19 protein-coding genes and 3 pseudogenes are annotated in these 19,267 nt (G+C 64.7%); 13 read left to right on the top strand and 9 right to left on the bottom strand.

All coding sequences use genetic code 11. The features are described 5' to 3' along the window. Positions 1-24 precede the first annotated feature (24 nt). Entirely contained in the window at positions 25-1,128 is a 1,104-nt protein-coding gene (locus tag ACZLZY_RS20850; protein ID WP_472935973.1) for a (5-formylfuran-3-yl)methyl phosphate synthase, read from the bottom strand. Beyond that, entirely contained in the window at positions 1,125-1,667 is a 543-nt protein-coding gene (locus ACZLZY_RS20845; RefSeq protein ID WP_472935972.1) for a DUF3280 domain-containing protein, read from the bottom strand. Before ACZLZY_RS20845 ends, ACZLZY_RS20850 begins: the two co-directional genes overlap by 4 nt. Positions 1,668-1,803: 136 nt before the next feature. On the opposite strand from ACZLZY_RS20845, the gene ACZLZY_RS20840 reads away from it, so the two are divergent. From ACZLZY_RS20840 to ACZLZY_RS20830, 3 genes are all read left to right on the top strand, one after another. Then, complete coding sequence (locus ACZLZY_RS20840; protein WP_472935971.1) at positions 1,804-3,057, top strand: lanthanide ABC transporter ABC transporter substrate-binding protein PedA1; 1,254 nt, start codon at positions 1,804-1,806, stop codon at positions 3,055-3,057. Between the two features lie 91 nt (positions 3,058-3,148). Beyond that, positions 3,149-4,591 carry a sensor histidine kinase gene (locus ACZLZY_RS20835; protein WP_472935970.1) on the top strand — a complete coding sequence of 481 codons (1,443 nt, stop codon included), beginning with the start codon at positions 3,149-3,151 and terminating at the stop codon, positions 4,589-4,591. Then, positions 4,588-5,214 carry a response regulator transcription factor gene (locus tag ACZLZY_RS20830; protein WP_472935969.1) on the top strand — a complete coding sequence of 209 codons (627 nt, stop codon included), beginning with the start codon at positions 4,588-4,590 and terminating at the stop codon, positions 5,212-5,214. Before ACZLZY_RS20835 ends, ACZLZY_RS20830 begins: the two co-directional genes overlap by 4 nt. Positions 5,215-5,564: 350 nt before the next feature. On the opposite strand, the gene ACZLZY_RS20825 is transcribed toward ACZLZY_RS20830, so the two are convergent. Continuing rightward, complete coding sequence (locus ACZLZY_RS20825) at positions 5,565-5,717, bottom strand: iron chelate uptake ABC transporter family permease subunit (protein ID WP_472935968.1); 153 nt, start codon at positions 5,715-5,717, stop codon at positions 5,565-5,567. Between the two features lie 3 nt (positions 5,718-5,720). Here ACZLZY_RS20825 and ACZLZY_RS20820 point away from each other — a divergent pair. The 3 genes and pseudogenes from ACZLZY_RS20820 to ACZLZY_RS20810 form a co-directional block, all read left to right on the top strand. Next, positions 5,721-6,214: pseudogene (locus ACZLZY_RS20820) on the top strand (ferrochelatase); the annotation flags it as partial. Positions 6,215-6,413: 199 nt separating this feature from the next. After that, on the top strand, positions 6,414-6,797 hold the full coding sequence (locus tag ACZLZY_RS20815; RefSeq protein WP_472935967.1) for a thiol-disulfide oxidoreductase DCC family protein: 384 nt from the start codon (positions 6,414-6,416) through the stop codon (positions 6,795-6,797). A gap of 277 nt (positions 6,798-7,074) precedes the next feature. Continuing rightward, positions 7,075-7,500, top strand: a complete 426-nt coding sequence (locus ACZLZY_RS20810; RefSeq protein WP_472935966.1) for a fasciclin domain-containing protein — start codon at positions 7,075-7,077, stop codon at positions 7,498-7,500. 207 nt (positions 7,501-7,707) lie between these two features. Here ACZLZY_RS20810 and ACZLZY_RS20805 read toward each other — a convergent pair. The 3 genes and pseudogenes from ACZLZY_RS20805 to ACZLZY_RS20795 form a co-directional block, all read right to left on the bottom strand. Then, positions 7,708-8,070, bottom strand: a pseudogene (locus ACZLZY_RS20805) (transposase); the annotation flags it as partial. Between the two features lie 142 nt (positions 8,071-8,212). Continuing rightward, positions 8,213-8,560 carry a hypothetical protein gene (locus tag ACZLZY_RS20800; RefSeq protein ID WP_472935965.1) on the bottom strand — a complete coding sequence of 116 codons (348 nt, stop codon included), beginning with the start codon at positions 8,558-8,560 and terminating at the stop codon, positions 8,213-8,215. A 529-nt stretch (positions 8,561-9,089) separates the two neighbouring features. Beyond that, positions 9,090-9,713, bottom strand: coding sequence for a PAS domain-containing protein (locus ACZLZY_RS20795; protein ID WP_472935964.1), 624 nt, complete (start codon positions 9,711-9,713; stop codon positions 9,090-9,092). Between the two features lie 142 nt (positions 9,714-9,855). Between ACZLZY_RS20795 and ACZLZY_RS20790 the strand changes: the two are divergent. Beyond that, positions 9,856-10,050, top strand: a pseudogene (locus ACZLZY_RS20790) (transposase domain-containing protein); the annotation flags it as partial. Positions 10,051-10,140: 90 nt separating this feature from the next. Here the strand turns inward: ACZLZY_RS20790 and ACZLZY_RS20785 are convergent. The 3 genes from ACZLZY_RS20785 to ACZLZY_RS20775 form a co-directional block, all read right to left on the bottom strand. Next, positions 10,141-11,040 (bottom strand): Brp/Blh family beta-carotene 15,15'-dioxygenase, encoded by a 900-nt coding sequence (locus ACZLZY_RS20785; RefSeq protein ID WP_472935963.1) that lies wholly within the window; start codon positions 11,038-11,040, stop codon positions 10,141-10,143. Between the two features lie 13 nt (positions 11,041-11,053). Further along, a complete protein-coding gene (locus ACZLZY_RS20780) occupies positions 11,054-11,821 on the bottom strand; it encodes a bacteriorhodopsin-like (protein WP_472935962.1) in 768 nt (255 codons plus the stop codon). 471 nt (positions 11,822-12,292) lie between these two features. Then, positions 12,293-13,399: an aldo/keto reductase gene (locus tag ACZLZY_RS20775; protein ID WP_472935961.1), complete on the bottom strand. Its 1,107-nt coding sequence runs from the start codon at positions 13,397-13,399 to the stop codon at positions 12,293-12,295. Here ACZLZY_RS20775 and ACZLZY_RS20770 point away from each other — a divergent pair. The 6 genes from ACZLZY_RS20770 to ACZLZY_RS20745 all read left to right on the top strand — a co-directional run bounded on the left by ACZLZY_RS20770 (position 13,392) and on the right by ACZLZY_RS20745 (position 19,205). Further along, positions 13,392-14,099 (top strand): TetR/AcrR family transcriptional regulator, encoded by a 708-nt coding sequence (locus tag ACZLZY_RS20770; protein ID WP_472935960.1) that lies wholly within the window; start codon positions 13,392-13,394, stop codon positions 14,097-14,099. The genes ACZLZY_RS20775 and ACZLZY_RS20770 overlap by 8 nt on opposite strands. A gap of 657 nt (positions 14,100-14,756) precedes the next feature. Next, the gene (locus ACZLZY_RS20765; protein WP_472935959.1) at positions 14,757-15,740 is read left to right on the top strand and encodes a PQQ-dependent catabolism-associated beta-propeller protein; all 984 of its coding nucleotides are present in this window, start codon (positions 14,757-14,759) and stop codon (positions 15,738-15,740) included. Between the two features lie 80 nt (positions 15,741-15,820). Continuing rightward, positions 15,821-16,438: a cupredoxin domain-containing protein gene (locus ACZLZY_RS20760; RefSeq protein ID WP_472935958.1), complete on the top strand. Its 618-nt coding sequence runs from the start codon at positions 15,821-15,823 to the stop codon at positions 16,436-16,438. Positions 16,439-16,572: 134 nt separating this feature from the next. Beyond that, entirely contained in the window at positions 16,573-17,382 is an 810-nt protein-coding gene (locus ACZLZY_RS20755; RefSeq protein ID WP_472935957.1) for a lanthanide ABC transporter ATP-binding protein PedB/LutE, read from the top strand. Then, positions 17,379-18,230, top strand: a complete 852-nt coding sequence (locus tag ACZLZY_RS20750; protein ID WP_472935956.1) for a lanthanide ABC transporter permease protein PedC — start codon at positions 17,379-17,381, stop codon at positions 18,228-18,230. Before ACZLZY_RS20755 ends, ACZLZY_RS20750 begins: the two co-directional genes overlap by 4 nt. Before the next feature lie 96 nt (positions 18,231-18,326). Next, the gene (locus tag ACZLZY_RS20745) at positions 18,327-19,205 is read left to right on the top strand and encodes a hypothetical protein (RefSeq protein WP_472935955.1); all 879 of its coding nucleotides are present in this window, start codon (positions 18,327-18,329) and stop codon (positions 19,203-19,205) included. The last annotated feature ends 62 nt before the right edge of the window (positions 19,206-19,267 follow it).

The following is a 19,267-nucleotide window of genomic DNA, read 5'->3' as shown; positions in this document are numbered from 1 at the left end:
CAAGTTTGCGCGGCCGGCGCGGCGTTAGTGGGGTCGCCTCCGCCGGATTTCGATGCCGACGGCACCGGGCCCGAGCTGCAGCTTCTCCACCTTCACCCTGACCGCCCGCACCCGCCGATCACCGAGAAGCGTCGCCGAGAGTTCCTCCGCCAGGGTCTCGACGAAGTCGGTATGGCCGGAGGCGACGAGGCTGCGGACAGCGTCCATGATGAGGTCGTAGGAGTAGATGTCGGCCATCTCGCCCGGCCGGACGGGCGCGCGGACGACGTCGGCCTCGACCGAGAAGCGCACCGTCTGCCGGCGGCCGCGCTCGAAGCCGTAGGCGCCGATCTCCATCTCCTGCACGAAATCGCGCACGAAGATGAGGTCGGTCTCGGCGCTCTCCAGCGCGTTGGCGGCGTCTTCGGGATCGCCGACGCCCTGCCCGGCCTGCCGGCTTTCGGCGCTGATGAGGCTGCGCAGCGCCGCGATGCGGCCGAGATCGACCGCAGCATCGCGCGCCCCGCCGGTCAGCGCGCGGCGAAAGCCGAGATAGTCGGGCTGGAGAACCGCCAGCCGCGGCACATCGGGGGCCTCGAGCGAACCCGCGAGCCCGCTGACGAGGCCGAGCGCTCGGCACCGGGCGGTAAAGCGTGCCAGCGCCCCGGTCGCGATATGCTTCAGCAGGCCACCGCCGTCCTTGCCAAGCGTGTCGATCATGGCGCCGTGGAAACCGGCGGCCTTCAGATCGTCGAGCAAGGCGAAATCCGGATCGCCGTCGGCGAAGAACACCGCGATCAGCCGGGTCTCCTCGGCCAGATCGGCAAGCCCCGCGATCACTGCCCGCCGTGCGGTTCGGTCCGCCGGGAACAGCCCGACCTTGACGAAATCGGCCGCGCGGCGCGCGAGGACCGCGGCCCGCACGGCCTCCGGCTCCATCGGCAAATCGCCGGCGACCGCCGAGACCGGCCGGCGGCCGGCGATCTCGGCGATGGTCGCGGAAAGAACCTCGGGCGACACCGCCCCGAGCGCGCCCTTCGACGGGTCTTTCAGGTCGATGAAGTCGGCGTCCCCCGCCAGCGCGACGGCGGCCTCCTCCGGCCCCGTCACGCTCGCCAGCATCTTGATCTCGGCCGGCATCCGGCTCATGGATTGCTCTCGATCGCCTTGAACTGCTTCTTCAGCGTGTTCTTCCAGAGCGCCTCGAGGCCCCTGCCCCACATCTCGTCGGTATTGCCGCGGATGTCGGCGCTGCCTTGCGCGACCAGCTTGCCGGTCGCGACCTCGTGGCCGTAGGCGTTGATGTTGAGGATGAGGTTCGAGACCTTCTGCACGGTGCCGGTGATGACGATGTCGGCGCCAAGCTCCTTGCCGAGCTCGAGCGCGCATTTCTCGCACTTCGAGAACGGCCGGTCCTTGGGCTGCGCGGCCTTCTCGCCGATGTCGAGCACGCTCATCTCCGGCTCAGCCGCTATGTCGGCGCGCAGCCGCGGCGCCATGGTCACGAGGCGGGCCGTCTGGGCCGGATTGACGCCATTAATTTCGCCCTCGAGGCTGGTGTCGATCAGCTCGAAATCGAACACCGCCACCTTCTTCTCGGCGGCATCGGCCGGCCGGGACAGCGCGAGAGCCGGCAACGCGGCAAGGCCGATCAACAGAACGGGAAAAAGTCCGACTTGTCTTCGCATGGCGTTTTTGCTCCTCATGCACGTCAATCGGCGCCCGCCGACCCATGACTTAGCGCCGTCAGGTCATGAGACAAAGATAAATCCTCCGCCGTCTCCGGCGAGAGGAAGGCCGGGCGCACACAGGGAGGAAGGCGCCATGCGCTGCCAGCCGAACCATATCCTCGCGCCCGTGCTGGGGGCCGTCGTCGGCCTCGGCCTTCTCGTCACCGGCGCCGCAGCGCAGCAAGCCGCGCCGCCCAAACCCGCCGCGTCCTTCGCGCCGAAGGGCGTCGCGATGAAGACCCTGAAGATCGGCTTCCTCAGAACCTATGAGCGCGTGCTCGCGCTGTCGGTGCTCGACATCCCGCCGGCCGACGACGGCCTCGCCGGCGGCACGGTCGGCATTGCCGACAACAACACCACCGGCAGCTTCATGGGCCAGCACTTCGAGCTGGAGACCGTGACCTCCAAGCCCGGCGAGGACATCTCGCCCGCTGCGGACAAGATGCTCGCCGAAGGCGTCCACTACATCGTCACCGATCTCGGGCCCGAGGACACGCTGAAGGTCGCCGACAAGGCCGCGGCCAAGGGCGCGATGGTGATCAATGCCGGCGCGGTCGACGATTCCCTGCGCGAAGAGAACTGCCGGCCCAACATGCTGCACACCGCGCCGACCCGCTCGATGCTGACCGATGGCCTCGCGCAGTACCTGATGTGGAAGCAGTGGCGGAACTGGGTGCTGATCTCCGGCAGCCACGAGGCCGACAAGCGTTTTGCCGAGGCGATGAAGACCTCCGCCCGCAAGTTCGGCGGGACCATTCTCGAGGAGCGCGTCTTCGAGGACAAGGGCGGCGCCCGCTCCACCGATTCCGGCCAGGCGCTGGTGCAGCGGCAGATCCCGGTGTTCATGCAAGGCCTGCCGGACCACGACGTCGTCCTTGTCGCCGACGAGAGCCAGGTGTTCGGCAGCTACATCCCCTGGCACACCTGGGTGCCGCGCCCGGTCGCCGGCACCGCCGGCCTCGTCCCCGGCTCCTGGCATCCCGCCTCCGAGCAATGGGGCGGGGCGCAGATCCAGAACCGCTTCGAGAAGGCGATCGGTCGGCGCATGCTGCCGAAGGACATGCAGGTCTGGACCGCCGTGCGCGTCGTCGGCGAGGCGGCGTCCCGTACCCAGTCGCTCGAGCCGGAGAAGCTCGATGCCTTCATCAAGGGCCCCGACTTCACCGTCGCCGCCTTCAAGGGCCAGCGGCTGACCTTCCGCGACTGGAACTGGCAGCTGCGCCAGCCGATCCTCCTCGGCGACGAGACCTCGGTCGTCTCCAGCTCGCCGCAGGAAGGGTTCCTGCACCAGGGCTCGGAGCTCGATACGCTGGGCGTCGACAAGCCGGAGACGAAGTGCCGTTTCTGAGCGTTTTGGCGCTCGCCCGGCGGCATTTGCCGGGCCTCGGCCGGCCAGCGTATAAGATCCCGACCACAGGGCATCGGAAGGACAAGCGACGATGTCGCTGAGAGGACGGCTGGCGGCCACCATCGCGCTCCTGACGGTCGTCATCCTGATCGTCGGCGGGGTGATGAGCTACATCCGGGCGCAGCACCGGATCGCCGCCGAGATGTCGGCGGCACGCAGCGTCGCGGCGAACGGCATCACCCGCCTGATCGCCGCGCTCCCCGGCTCCGCCGCGCCCCAGCGCGACCTCGAGAGTCTCATCCGCACCTTCGACGGCGACCGCCACGTCCGCTTGCTGCTGATCGACGCCTTCGGCGGCGTCCGCCTGCAATCGCATCTGTCGCCGCCGGAGATATCGGTGCCCGCCGCCTTCGAGCGGGTGCTCGCGCCGCAGCGGATGAGCGACATGATCCCGCTGCCGCCGAACGCCGCGCCGGTGGTGGCGGCCATGCTGGTGGTGGTTCCGATCAACGAGATCGCCGAGGTCTGGACCGATCTCGTGCTCAATCTCGGCATGCTCGCGCTGTTCCTGGCCCTCGCCTTCGGCCTCGTCTTCCTCGTCGTCGGTCGCGCGCTGGCGCCGCTCGGCGACCTGACGCAGGCCTTCCGCCGCATCGGCCGCGGCGACTATGCCGCCCCGCTGCCGCTGCGCGGCCCGCCGGAGCTTGCCGCGCTCGCCGCCGGCTGCAACGACATGGCCGACCGGCTCGCCGCCATGGCACGGCAGAACGGCCGCCTGTCGGAACAGCTGCTGCGGCTGCAGGACGAGGAGCGCGCCGAGCTCGCCCGCAACCTCCACGACGACATCGGACCGCTGCTCTTTGCCATCGACGTCGACGCCGCCCACATCGCCGACACCGCGGGGAGCAGCGACGGCACGGAGCCGCGGCGCGAGCGGGCAACGGCGATCCGGCAGGCAGCCCGACAGGCGAGGCTGGAGGTCCGACGCATCCTCGGCACCTTGCGCCCCGGGCTGATGCCCGGCATCGGCCTTGACGGAACCCTCGGCCACCTCGTCGCCGCAGCGCGCCTCCGCCATCCCGACATCCTGTTCCGGCTCGAGGTCTGCGAGGAGGAGCTCGGCGCCGAGCTCGACGCCGTGCTCCACCGCGTCGCCGGCGAGGCACTGGCCAACGCGCTGCGCCATGGCCGGCCGAGCACCATCAGCATCGCCTTGCGCACGGCCGCAGACCGGGTGTCGTTCCGCATCGCCGACGATGGCGGGGGCTTCGGCGCGAAGGGCCCGACAGGGGGCTATGGGCTGATCGGAATGCGCGAGCGGGTCGAGGCGATCGGCGGCACGCTCGACCTCGTCGAGATCGGCCTGCCCGCCGGCGTCGCCGTGACCGGCTTCCTGCCCCGCTCCGCCCGCCGCGACATGCCTTCTCCCGGTGCGCTCGCCGCCGGGGCTGCCGACCCCATCAGCGCGAACGGGTCCGCCGGCGCGGTCGATCCCCACACGGCGCCGACCCCCGGCGCGAGGCAAGCCGCTTGAAAATCCTCATCGTCGACGACCATGTCATCGTGCGCGAGGGGGTGCGCCGGCTCGTTGCCGCCATTCCCGCCACCGAGATCGCCGAGGCCGAGACGCCCTCCGAGGCGCTCGCCGCCTTCCGCAAGACGCGGCCGGACGTCGTCGTCCTCGACATCAACCTGAAGGGCGGCAGCGGCCTCGACGTGCTCCGGCGTTTGAGGGCGGACGATCCGAACGCCCGCATCGTGGTCTTCTCGATGTATTCCGACCTCGTCTACGCCACCTCGGCGCAGCGCGAGGGCGCGCTCGGCTACGTCTCGAAGAGCGCCCCCTCGGACGAGCTCCTCGCCGCCATCCGCAAGGCGGCGCGCGGCGAGCCTTATGTCGACACCGAAACCCTCGGCGACCTCGGCGCCGCCGCCACCACGCGCAAACTGTCGACCCGCGAGCTGGAGATCCTGCACATGCTCGGCGACGGCAAGAGCCTCTCCGACATCGCCGACGGCCTCGGCGTCGCCTACAAGACCATCGCCAACACCTCGACCCGCATCAAGGAAAAGCTTGGGGTGGAAAGGACGTCGGATCTGATCCGGCTGGCGATTGAGACGCGGGGCGGGCGGATGTTCGAGCCGGGGGACATTTGAGGGGCGGCAGGAAGTTGAGCTTTCTAGACAGCGGGCGGATGGCAAGTGCCGACCCACTCTTGTCATCCGTCGCTTTTAACCGCATGCCGAAAAGCGGACGTCAGATCTCGAATTATCCGCGGTCAGCTTCGATCGTCTCAGTTATGTGAGTCTCAGCCTGCATGGGGATGGGGAGAGTTGAACACTTAGCTTCGGCGACGTGGTCTTACTGCCCAAAGAAAATACGGTGCGCCGAACAGGATGGCCAGGATTCCCGCCGACTTTCGTTTGGAAACAGCCGTGTTGGCCGTCGGTTAGGACAATGACGGGGGCACCGACACCGCCGAGGCGATGAGATGCCCCCCTGTTTCTCAGAAGCGGAGGGCTCGGCTGAGCTGCGGAGCGATGAGGCCCACGAAGCTGAGCGGGCCGACGATCAGGACACCGCCCGCGGTAGCAAGGCCCGCCGCAGCAAGGATCGCCAAGCGCGTACGCGGCACTGCGACGCCGAGTGCGTTTCCCATGGGTTGGCAACGCCGGACTGCACCAGCTACATGCCGATGCGGCGTTACCTTAAATAGTTCCTTTCAGTCAAGCGGGTGATCGAACTGTCGCCATGGTCGTGGAACCCGATCCTCTACGGCATCGTGCTCACCACGCGCCCGACCCGGTCGGGCAAAGCCTATGCCTCGATCTGGAATAAGGAACTTGACGAGTCGCCGCTGCGCACTTTACGCGGGCGCAGGGCGAGAAGTTGGCCATCCGGATGGCCGGCGACACGCAGGTAGTGGTCGACTGGGCAATGCGTTACGGCAAACCGTCGATCGCCGAGCGCACCGACACGTTGCTGACAGCAGGCTGCGACAAGACCCTCGGATACATGCTGTCTCCCCAGCACTCGTCCTCGACCACCTCGACGGTGAATGACAAGTTCTTCGCACATATGCTGACCAAGCGCTGGATGCCAGCGAGGCGCACTGTTCCCGCAGATTACGACGACCCGGTCTACATCGACGCCTTGAACCTGACAACCCGGATCGTCATCGACGCCGTAGCGAGCGGTCGAATGGGAGCGATCGACACCCCATTCCTGATTGGCTCGACGTTCAAGGACCACCGAATATGTATGAATTCCGATGCGGCTCGTGCCGAGCTTAACTGCCGCTTCGGCTCCTTCGGCTAGCATCGGACATATCGGCACAGCGGGTAGGATCTAGGGAGTGGCTTCCTACATTCCGGACATGAACAAGCTGACCGTATGGCACGATGGATCTTGCCCGCTCTGTCGCCGTGAAATCGCCTTAATGCGGCGGCTCGACCGTGACGGCGTGATCCAGTTCGTCGACGCTACCGAAGATGGTCTCGGATGCCCAGTGGACCGGGCCAAATTGCTCGCACGTTTCCACGCTCGCGAGGACGGAGTGATGCTTGACGGTGCGGCGGCGTTTGCGGCGATGTGGCGTGCGATCCCAATTCTGCGTCCGATTGGAATGATTGCACGGCGACCTTGGGTGCTCGCCATCCTAGAGCGAGGGTATCGCGCATTTCTTCGGGTGCGTCCCAAACTCCAGCGCCTTGCCGCACTCAGACTTCCCACGAGGTAGGCACCCACTAACCAGTTCCCAGCGCCTACTTTAAAGCAGAATGCCGCGGGCATTCTACTATGCTCGTAGGGCTGTCTATGGTTGCCCCAGCGTGTTTTGAATTCACCCCAAGCATCAGGCATCAGGCATCAAGGTGACCCAAAGCCCGTATTGGGAGCCCCGCCGCCCGATGCGATGGTTGGAAACGGGGACGAAGACGCCCGTATGGACAACCATGGGCAGGCAATTCCGAGCATTCGTCTCGTTCGGTGTTCTGCCGCCTTCGAAGGAAACTGAAATGACCGCTTCCACACATGACATCGTCGACACCGCCGTCGCCGCGGGCTCGTTCTCGACGCTCGTAGCTGCCGTGACTGCCGCAGGCCTCGTCGACACGCTAAAGGGCGCCGGCCCGTTCACTGTCTTCGCCCCCTCCGACGAGGCTTTCGCGGCTCTGCCTGCCGGGACTGTCGATTCCCTCGTCAAGCCCGAGAACAAGGAAAAACTCACCGCGATCCTCTTGCTCCATGTCCTCCCTGGCAAGGTTATGGCGGCGGATGTCTCCGGAAAGGTAATGGACCCAAAGACCGCCGGTGGCGCGACGGTACACGTGGACGGGACTGATGGCGTTACCGTCGATGGTGCCAATGTGGTGTCCGCCGACATCGAGTGCACGAACGGCGTGATCCACGTGATCGACGCGGTACTTCTGCCCAAGGGCTAACGAAGAGACCTGCGGCCGGGCGGGAGTGGGCCCGGCCGCGGGTGCAAACTATCGGCCGAGATGACGACGGCATCGCCTTCACGTCGATCCGCGCCTTGAGGCGTGTAGCCAGGAGATAAGTGCCGTCGAGTTTATCCTGGAGAAACAGCGAGTCTGTCGAGGGCAGGCGCCAGCCGTCACGCTCGCTGGCGAACTCCATCCCTGCTCGCTTTGACTATCGATCACGCCGGCTGTCGGGCTGGCCTCGCGCCCTTCCAGTTCACGGGCGCCGATGACCAGAACGTCATTGATCGTTGAAAGAGGGGCGCTGTCACGCCAGCCGTAGAAATAGCCCCGAACCGTCGAGGCCGGCGGAAAATGAGTGGGCAGCATTCGCCACTGGCAACCCCTCGAGGAAACGTAAAGAACGGCGTTCATGACCTCCCGCAGGCAGGTCGTCCGCGGCCTGCCGCCACGCTTGGCCGATAGCAGTATCGGCGCAATCAGCGCCCATTCCCTCTCTGACAGGTCGTTTGGATAGCGAACTCATCTGCGGCTATGCTCAAGCCGAGCAGCATCATTCCAGGCCATCTCTGTTCCCCATCGTCTCGACAACGTACGGGAATCACAGCCTGCTGATATCGCTCAACTCCTTTTCGCTCAAGCTCTTAAACGAACAGGCCTCACACACACGAAGTCGCTGCGGCCCCATCATCCGGCGCCCGTTGACAGATCAAAAGCTGGCGAAAGCGGCAATTGCGTAGAACACGGTCCAGACCGATATATAACCGCCGACTACTACCTCGCGCTCGACAAGCAGTGGCTTCGGCGCATGAGAATGCTTCTCACTTAGACCACGGATGTATTTCACGATCAGGTAGCCGCCGAGTGCCGACCAAAATCCTGTGACGAAGAGCATGAACTGGACCGCGTAGACGATCGGCGTCAGCCCAGCGACTAACAAAGTCAGAAGGGACATGGTCGACAGGATGGGCCAAGCCACGACAAGTGGCAACATCAGCATCCAGGCGACGGCCCTCTTCAGATCGTTGCCGTTGTCTGCTTTATCGACAGTCGTCATGTCCTCCGCGCCCCCTCATGCCGTCCCCATTTAGACCTCGATGAACTCTATGGCATCTTGCCCGTTTTTGACGTTATGCTCAAGCCGAGCGGTATCATCCCAGGCCATCTGCATTCCCCATCATTTCGACAACTTAGCGAAATCACAACCTGCTGATATCGCTCAACTCCTTTTCGCTCAGGCTCTTAGAGGTCGCGATGCACGGGCGGGAGGAGAAAGTCCGAGTCGTCGCCGAGAAGCGTAGCAAAAGCGCTCACGGCAATGCGCCTCTTCGTGTAGTCGGCCTTTTCGCGAAGCTGCCGGTTTACCTCACCGAGAAGCGGCGCGATGTCGAGATGGCGGGGCACCAGACCGGACATGGGCAACAGCGTCGCGACTTATTCGACGTCGCTGTCCATGCTTCGGCGGCCCTCAAGATCCCACCCTGGGGATTCTGCGCCATTGGCGCTACGGCACTAGATGGACGATAGGCCCTTGTCGAGTGGGGCGTGGATACGGGGTGTAAGCCGTATCCGGGAGCTAGGCGCCGCTAGAGGCCCGCCTCGACGGCAAGACGGATCAGGTCGGCCGTCGTCCTCAAGCCAAGTCGATCCATCAGGATCGAGCGGTGCATTTTCACCGTCTTTTCCGCAAGTTCGAGTTTGGCGGCAATCTGCTTGTTGAGCAGGCCGTTGGCCACTAGCTTCAGTACCTGTCCCTGCCGAGGAGAAAGCCCCTTGACCATCTCGGCGGCACGAATTCGGCGCATGCTCGACGGGGCCATCGCGTCGACGTCGAGCTCGACCTGTGAACCTAGGAAGTACAGAAGGGCGTCCTGCTCGTCATATATCGGCGCCACTAGCACCGCATTGCGGAACGGCTCGCCACTGCGCTTATAATTCAGAATCTCGACCAGCACCGGACGATGCTCGCGCACGCCGCGGCGGATTTCCTCGGTCAGCCAAGGTTCAGTCGCGGGTCCAGAGAGGAAACGGCAGTTGCGCCCCACAACTTCATCGACGGAATATCCTGTAAGCTGGCAGAACGCATCGTTGCAGGCGACGATCGGATTGTCCGGCAATCTCGGATCGCTGATCACCGACGGAATCGGGCTGTCGATTACAAGACGAATGTGGCGGTGCTGATAGGAAACACCACTCTCCCCCTTTGCCATCAAATGGTCCACCCTCCCCCTGCGGCTTACCTTACAGACGGTGTGATTTGATGGCACTTAAATAATGGGAGGTTCGAGCAGGCAGTTTTTATCCGAGTGCGGCCCTAGGCGGGATCCAACCCAAACCGTTCGTTACCGGCCCGGCTCTGACGGCGGCGCCGGCCACTAGGCCGTGATCGCCTCGCGGATCGAGACCTGCAAGCTCAACAGCGTCGATCCACAGCCTACATGGCCGTCGTCATCACGCTCACCGTCCAAGGGCCATCCCAACAGCGCCATCGATGATCTCATGCTGTGGCAGTTCAGGCCCCATGACGCGTTTGAAGTCTTGGCCTGAGGACCGCGCTTATGCTAGAACGGGGAATAATCGCCATTTTTTCTCTGACGAGTTATCGTCCTGGCTATCGAAGCTCCGCCAAGGCTTTCGTCAGATGATCCGCTTCTCAATCCACTGCGACAGCATAAGATGCGGCACGGCAACCGACGCCAAAAGTTGGAAAGCCTGGGCAGCCATGCTGACGTCGACGAGTTCCGGTGCCAGTCTCCGCAGAGCCCACCAGCCGACGATAGCCGCGCTGGAAAGCATCGCACCGGTGAAGATCCATCGAGCCAGCGTCATGTCGCTGAGAAGGGTCCGCGTCTGCGCGAGGTGCCGCGGCGAGTGTAGGAAAACGAAGAAGAGCGCAAAACCGGCGATGGGAGGCAGGATCAAGAGCAGCACCAGGCAGAACGCCATCGCCGCTGCCCAATTTCTGCTCCCGTTCCGCCAAGCCGCTGCGATGCCAACGGCCGTCATCAACAAAGACACAGGCGCAGACGCTATGATGATTTGGGCCAGAATTGCCGCACGCGGATCGCTCATCGAGATGAACAGCTCAGCTACGTCGCTGGGATGACCGATGGTCGGCGCAGCGATGATCGCAGCACCGGCTGCAAAGCGAAGCAATGGTTCGTCGAGCATTTGCCAATCCTCGCCAAAATGCACAGCCGCCACTCCCAAAAAGAGGACGAGGGCGATGAGCGGCAGGCTCATCCATAAGGCTGCCATAAGAGCGGCGACCGCTACGTAGCCGCCAATAACCATCACCAAGCCGAATCGATCGAGCGTCACGGCGCGCCGCAGCAATGCTATGTCATAGGCACCATGCGGAAGGCCGCCGCCGATGAACAGAACCGTCGCTGCGGCAACCGACGACGGTTGCTCGAGCGGTGCCCGCAACATAATCGCGACGAGAAGTGCGATGGCTGCGATCCAGAAGGCTGGATAGACGACATCTTCGTGCCCGATAGGGGCGCGAAGAGCGGATTGTCTAAGGGGGTGCAACACGTCTTGCCTCGCATCAGGCGGTCTGGATCTTCAGTCCAATGGCTTCAGCTTCCGACTTTCGCACGGCGATCAGGAAGACAAGGATGCCAAGTCCGGCCTTGGCGACGATATCGGCGATTGTGTAGCCAATCTGAATAGTCGTGGTCACCGTTCCTCCGGTCAGTCCGGTGTAGGGTGCCATGTAGACGATCGGATAGAAGCCCCAAGAGGCAAACGTCAGAAGGCGCGCCTTGCGCACCAAATTTTGCGCCGTTGCAGGCTGCTGCTGGATCGACTTGCCAAGACCGACGAACAATTCCCAAACGATATAGACGAACGGTATCGAGGACAGCGCACCCCAGATCGCGCGAGTCGGAATATCCGTGGCAATTTCACCGGGGTATCCGAGCACGATCATCAAGGCGGCAGCCGAACCAAGACGGAGCGCCTTGGAGGTCGTCTCTTCACGAGACAGCCGCATGACAAGCACTAGTTCGACCAGCAGCAACGGAACCGTAAGAAGCCAATCAACGTATCGGTACGCATCGTTGAACGCAAAACCTGTAGCAGTGACGATACCCTCCCTGAACGTATAGGCTGCGTTCCAGCTCTCAAATATTCGGAAGTAATGATAAGCCGCGATCCCGGTAACCAGCCCCGATATCGTGAGAGCTGTACGGTATGCCGGGGCGACCTGCGAACGGCTGAGCCAAAAGAACGCCGTGGCCGCGCCCATCGTCGCGAACGTGAAAGAAAAGGCATTGTAGACAAGTGAGAACTGGGCGGGCGTAACGAGTTCCATCGGAGTCTCCATCGCAGTGATCCTGAACGCGAATGCGCCCGGGAAGGGAGTTTGCGGGAGGCTTGCAAAGTCTCAACGAGACAATCTTCGAACTCCCGAAGTGTCGTCGCAGCGTTGAATGTGACCATTATTCGTCAAAATACCAAACTATGGCTTTAGTCTATGCCGTAACGCCGCTGTGACGACACACCGGAAGTACGCCGAGATAGGCCTTCCGGCGATACCGACCTTATGCCGTAGTGGAAGCAAGCTATCCGCAAAGCTGCCTCGGAAGCGGACAGACAGATTTCCACCCAGTCGACCCGATCGGCAGAGGAAACGGACGCCCGGAACTGGGCCTTCCGCTCACGACCCGAGATGGTCCTTGCCACATTGCGGACAAGGCTCGGAAGCGGACACCGTGGCGGCCGCCCGATGGACGCAAGAGAAGGGATCCAAAATGCCTTCCGACGAAAATTCGTCGAAGTGTCGCTACCCCCGATCGACGACATTGCTTCCGCCAAAGACAAGGTTTTGGCGTGCGGCTTGCGTGAAGAGGCCGTAGATCATTGCCCCCTCCGGTTTGCTGGCCTCGTCGAGGACTGCAATCTGCTTGGCGGGCAGGCGAAGCTCGGTCGCGGCGATGTTGTCGTGGACTTGCGACACTCGGCTCACACCCATCAGGGCCGTGTCGACGCCGGGCTTCGAGAGAACCCAAGCCAGCGCAACCCGGGCCGGCGTCTCGCCGATCGCCTCCGCGACATGGCGAAGGGTGTCGACAATCCGCCAGTTGCGCTCGGTGAAGAGGGTATCGCCGAAGGGATTGCTGCCATCGAGACGCTTGTCGTTCTTCGGGCGGGAGACGCCGGTTCCGACGTCGGTGGGAAGGCCGCCGGCACGCGGCATGCCTGCCTCGACTGCGGCGCGATCGTACTTGCCCGTCAGCAGACCGTAGGCAAGCGGGCTCCACGGCATCAGGCCAAGGCCCATGTCCCGGGCGAGCGGCAGGTGCTCGGCCTCGACCTCGCGGCTGACCAGGGAATAGAAATACTGGAGCGCGATCGGCCCCGGCATCGCGTGGGCGGACGCCAGCGTCGCAATCTTGGCGGCATACCAGGCAGGTGCGTTGGAGAGGCCCCAATAGCGGATCTTGCCGGCTCTTACGAGGCCCGCCATCGTCTCTAGCAGTTCCTCCGCAGGCGTCACCGAGTCCCAGACATGCACCCAGTAGAGATCGATGTAGTCGGTTCCAAGCCGGAGCAGCGACCCTTCCAGTGCGGCATGCACATGCTTGGCGCCATTGCCTCCGGCATGGGAGCCACGCCCGGCGGAAAAGCCGGACTTGGTGGCAACGACGAGGCTGTCGCGAAGCCCGCGATCGGCGATCATGGCTCCGAGCATCTCCTCGCTGCGGCCGCCGGCGTAGACGTCGGCCGTGTCGACGAGATTGCCGCCCGCCTCGACATAGGCATCGAAGACAGCCTCCGCTTCAGGCCGTTCCATGCCCCACCGACCGACGCCAAAGGTCATCGTCCCCAGCGCCAGAGGACTGACGACGAGGCCGGATCGGCCCAGCGTGCGATAGGTGGTCATGGACATGAGATCGTTTCCTAGTGATCGCTATGTAAGCCGTCTAGCCAGCTTGATCGACCCGGTCAAGGGTTCTATAGCGAGCGATATGGAACCCTTGCCTCCTCCGGCCGCGCGACGCACGGGGCGACCGCTCTCCTTTGACCGGGATGCGGCGCTGGTCAGCGCGATGCATCTCTTCTGGCGCCATGGGTACGAGGCAACGTCCGTCGCCGATCTGACGCGTGCGATGGGGATCACGCCTCCTAGTCTCTACGCCGCGTTCGGGGACAAGCGGCGCCTTTTCCTGGAAGCGGTCGAACGCTATCTGGGGGGACTTGAAGCCGTCGAACAGAGCATCGCGGGCGCGGCGAGCGCCTATGATGCCGCCCGCGACCTTCTGGTTTCCGCCGTGCTCGGTGACACCGGCGACGAGACGCCGCCAGGATGCCTCCTCGCGAGTTCTCTCGTGACGAGTTCCAACGATGCCGACACCGTGCGCGAGACACTGGCTGCGATCCGCCGGGGCATTGAGGCGGCGTTGCGTGCCCGCATCGAGCGAGACATTCGCGATGGTCTTCTGCCATGGGGATCGGACGCAGAGACGCTGGCAGGCCATGTCTTCGCGGTGGTCCAGGGTATGTCGACGCTTGCCAAGGACGGGGCTGGACGCAGCAAGCTGATGGGGATCGTGGATGCAGCGATGGCAGGTTGGCCAAAAGCTGAGTGATGCGCTGCGAGCAAGATGGTTGGGCAAGTAGCGCCCGCTTTCGACCAGACGTGGGACCGCCAGATTGCCGCTACGTGCCTCAGCAACGAACTGTGCTTTTCCAGAGTTCGACGACCGTCAGCTTCTTGGCCCGCACGATCCGAAAGCTGCCAGTCTCCTTTCCACCCAACCTCGCCGTCTTCTAACTCTGGCCGAACAAAACGCTGGCCGCGGCATCTCGGATCTCCATGTCTCCCGCAGCATCCCGGCCCAAGGCCGAACGCCCTCGTCCACCGACAACGGGAACTTGTCCCATGGCGCGCCGGGCGGGTCCTCGCTAGCGTCGGTGTTGCAAGGCAGGCTTCCGTTCTCGCTCTCCCAAGGCGATCACCCGTCGGAAGGCATCTCGTGAACACTCCCGTGGCTCCGGTCTTTCCCAATGAGCCGGAGCCCGGGAGAGATTCGAGCCTTGCAAGCCTTCGGGCGCGGCCGTTTCTGCCCGTGCGACATCTGCCGGAGGGACCGGGAGCGACCCGCGACGAATAGACTAGGGGAGCGGCGGTCTTTGCGCTTGCCCTCAAGGGCGATCGCACCGACGATTGCCGGGAGGCGAAAGCCTGAAGGAAGAGCCGGGGGAAAAACCCCGGCAACGAGCTCCGAACGGGGCCGACGGGAGGAATGATGAGGACTTTCACCGCTGCGGCGTTTGCCGCCACGCTCCTGATGTCGGCATCGCCCGCCTTCGCCTACAAGGTCTTCGTCTCCAACGAGAAGGGCAACGACGTCACCGTGCTCGACGGCGAGACCAACGAGATCATTCACACCATCAAGGCCGGCCAGCGGCCGCGCGGCATCGTTACCAGCCCGGACGGTAAGAAGGTCTACGTCTGCGCCAGCGACGACGACACGATCGAGATCTACGACACCACGACCTACGAGAAGATCGGCACCCTCCCATCGGGCCCCGATCCTGAGCTGATGGTCGCCTCGCCCGACGGCACGCGCATGTATGTCGCCAACGAGGACGACAACCTCGTCACCGTGATCAACCTCGAGGACGGCACGCGCGTCATCGAGATCCCGGTCGGCGTCGAGCCGGAGGGCATGGGCATCTCGCCGGACGGCAACACCATCGTCAACACGTCCGAAACCACCAGCATGGCGCATTTCATCGACCGCGAGAGCCAGCAGATCGTCGCCAACGTCCTGGTCGATTCCCGCCCGCGTTTCGCCCAGTACAAGCACGACGGCTCGGAGATCTGGGTCTCGGCCGAGATCGGCGGCACGGTCAGCGTCATCGACAATGCGAGCAAGGAGATCACCCACAAGATCACCTTCGCCATCCCCGGCATCAATTCCGAATCGATCCAGCCGGTCGGCGTGCGCATCACCAAGGACGGCAGCAAGGCCTATGTCGCGCTCGGGCCCGCCAACCGCGTCGCCGTGGTCGACACCAAGACCTACGCGGTCACCGACTATCTCCTCGTCGGCCAGCGGGTCTGGCAGCTCGCCTTCTCGCCCGACGACAAATACCTCTACACCACCAATGGAATCTCCAACGACATCTCGGTCGTCGACGTCGAGAGCGACGAGGTGATCAAGTCGGTGCAGGTCGGCCAGCAGCCCTGGGGCGTCGCCATCGCCGACGTTAAGGCACCCTGAGGCCAAAGCTTTCGGTCTTCGCCAAGGCCCGCTGACGCAGAGCGGCGGACCCAAGAACAATGACACGGGAGGAATTTTTGATGAAACCAGTCTGGCTGTCGCTGATCGCGGCCTCGCTCGCCTTCGCGCCGATGACCCTGGCCCATGCGGAGACGGCCCATGCCGGGGGCGGCAAGATGCTGCTTGCCCAGGCCGACGACGATGATGATGATGGCGACGACGACGCCGCCGCCCCCGCGGAAGCCGCCAAGGCCTCGCCGATGGCCCCGGCCGAGAAGCCGGGCAAGGGCATGCCGGCCAGCGCCCTCAACGCCAAGCAGCTCGGCCTGCCCGAGGTCTCGAAGTCCAGCCAGGACATTCCCGAGATGATCCTCGGCTCCGCCGACAAGCCCTTCGTCACCAACCACAAGCATTTCGTGCTGCGGTCGGGCCAGGGCTATCGCTGGAAGATCACCTCCGCCGGCGATCTCGAATACAAGTTCCACGCCAACGACTTCTTCCGCAACGTCTGGTTCAACCAGATCGTCATCTCGGATCTCGAGGTCCATATGGCCGGCCCGCCCGCCTGGCTGGAATATGACGACAAGGGCACCATCGCCCTCCAGTTCACCACCATCCGCCCCGGCGACTACGAATGGCATATCGAGGGCCTCGAAGGGGCGCAGGACATGCAAGGCACGATCACCGTCATCCCCTGATCCACGCCCTTCGCGCGCGGCGGCTGGGGGCCTTCCGCGATGGGGTCACCCTGCGGCAGAAATGCCCTAGGTTCACAAGCAGAGCCGGCGCCGAGCGTCGGCCCGCTACCGCGATCGGCACCACAAGGGGAAGCATGGGTTTCATCGATTCGCGCGACAGGCCCGGCACTGCGGTGCATGGGGCGCCCGCCCTCGACGTCGTCGGCGTCAGCCACTCCTACGGGAGCCGGCTGGCGCTCGGCGACGTTTCGTTTCGCGTGCCGCAGGGCAGCTTCACCGCGCTGCTCGGGCCGAACGGCGCCGGCAAGTCGACGCTGTTCTCGCTGATCACCCGGCTCTACAACACGCAAAAGGGCGAGATCTCGATCCTCGGACGATCGCTCGCCAGCCATCCCGGCGAGGCTTTGCGCCGTCTCGGCGTCGTCTTCCAGGCCCGCACGCTCGACCTCGATCTCTCCATCCGCCAGAACCTCGCCTACCACGCCGCCTTGCATGGCTTGCCCGGCAAGGTCGCGCGGGCCCGTACCGCCGAGATCCTCGCCGGCAGCGATCTCGCCGACCGGCTCGGCGACAAGGCCCGCACCCTGTCGGGCGGCCAGCTGCGGCGGGTCGAGATCGTGCGCGCCTTCATGCACTCCCCCCGCCTGATCCTCCTCGACGAGCCGACCGTCGGCCTCGATATCGGCAGCCGTGCCGAGATCGTCGCCGAGGTCCGGCGCCTGGTGCGCCAGGAGGGCGTCAGCGTGCTCTGGGCGACGCACCTCATCGACGAGATCGAGGAGAGCGACCGCGTCGTCGTCCTCCACCACGGCAAGGTGCTGGCGGAAGGGAACGTCGCCGATATCGTCGAGGAACAGGGCGCGTCGACCGTACGCGACGCCTTCGCCAGCCTCACCGGCCTCGTCCGCCTCGACGGCGCCCCGCCTGCGGAGTTCCAGCCATGAGCACCATCGCCGAGCGCGCCGAGGCCGCGGACACGGGCCGCGACGGCTTCACCGCCGGGCAATACGCCATCTGCTTTGCCGGCATCGTCTGGCGCGAAGCCTTGCGCTTCCTGCACCAGCGCGAGCGCTTCATCTCGGCGCTGGTGCGCCCGCTGCTCTGGCTGTTCATCTTCGCCGCGGGCTTTCGCCAGGTGCTCGGCGTCTCGATCGTCGCGCCCTACCAGACCTACATCCTCTACGAAGTCTACATCACGCCGGGCCTGATCGGCATGATCCAGCTGTTCAACGGCATGCAGTCCTCGCTCTCCATGGTCTACGACCGCGAGACCGGCTCGATGAAGACGCTGCTGGTCAGCCCGCTGCCGCGCTGGTTCCTCTTGGTGTCGAAGCTGCTCGCCGGCGTCGCGGTGTCGATCGTCCAGGTCTACGTCTTCTTCGCCATCGCCTGGTTCTGGGAAGTGCGCCCACCCGCCATCGGCTACCTCACGGTGTTTCCGGCGCTGGTGCTCTCCGGTCTGATGCTGGGCGCGCTCGGCATGCTGCTCTCCTCGCTGGTCCACCAGCTGGAGAATTTCGCGGGGGTCATGAACTTCGTGATCTTCCCGATGTATTTCGCCTCCTCGGCGCTCTACCCGCTCTGGCGAATTCTGGAATCCAGTCCGGCGCTCTACCGGCTCTGCCAGGCCAACCCGTTCACCCACGCCGTCGAGCTGATCCGCTTCGCGCTCTACGGCCAGATGAACTGGATGGCCTTCGGCATTGTTTTGGGATGCACGGCGCTGTTCCTCGGCGGGGCGATCCTCGCCTACGACCCGGCCCGTGGCCTGATCGGACGCAAGCGGCAGTAGCGGCAGGGACGGGCATCGCACTTACCTTCTGCCGGCCAGCCTAGGCTAGGCTGATAGACCGACAAGACAGACCAAAAACATCTTGGGAGGGATGACATGGCGAACACCAGGACAGCGGCAATGGCCGCCTGCCTCATCGCCCTGACCGGCACAGGCCTTGCCGGCACGGCGTGGACCAGCCCCGCACGGGCGCAAGCCCCGGCACCGCGCGAGATCCCGAAAGGCTTCGTGCTGCCCGGCCCCGCCCCGACCAATGCCCCCGCCGGCACGACCCCCGCCCCCGGCGCGACCGCGCCCAGCGCCGTGCCGACCTCTACGCCGGGGACGACCGCCGGCGCCGTGGTGTCGCCCGGCGTCGTCCCCAGTTCCTCCGGCAGCAATGTGGCAACGCAGAGCTTCGTCCTGCCGAGCGCGGGCACGACCCAGATCCTCGGCACCGGCACCGGCAGCCGGCACCAATGGCCTTGCGTCCAGCGCAAGGTCGACCATGTCGACGCCGGCCAGGTCTGGCCGGGACCGCCGCTCGAAGCGGCCGCGGACGTGCCGCGCACCGACGCCATGCGGCAGCTCGTCGCCACCGTCGCCGCGCGCCGCTTGCCCCTGCCGGAGGCCGAAAAGACCGCCGTTGATTTCGTCAAAGCCTTGCCGGCCGACCAGCGTGCGCCCGCTGCATCCGCGGCCTTTTCCGAACTGCTCAAACTGATGAACGACGAGCGCAGCCAGATCATGCGCGGCATCGAGCGCTACGGCGCGCACCAGCAGGCGCTGGCCGACAAGCTGCGGCAGGAGAACGCGGCCCTCAGCGACCTCCGCACCAAGGGCGATGCCAAGGCCGCCGATGCCCAGCAGGCGATCCTCTGGGATACCCGGGTCTTCGAGGAGCGCCGGCGATCACTGACCTATGTCTGCGAGGTCCCGACGCTGATCGAACAACGCCTGTTCGCGCTCGGCCGGGCGATGAGCGGCGCGCTGTAAGGTAGGATGTGGCAGGGACGCCGATGTCGCGTTGGATTTTCCGTAAAACGACTTCGACTCTC

Source organism: Mesocryomonas lacus (genome assembly GCF_055730135.2).
The sequence above is the reverse complement of the archived record's forward strand: the minus strand, read 5'-3'. Positions and strand labels throughout refer to the sequence as shown.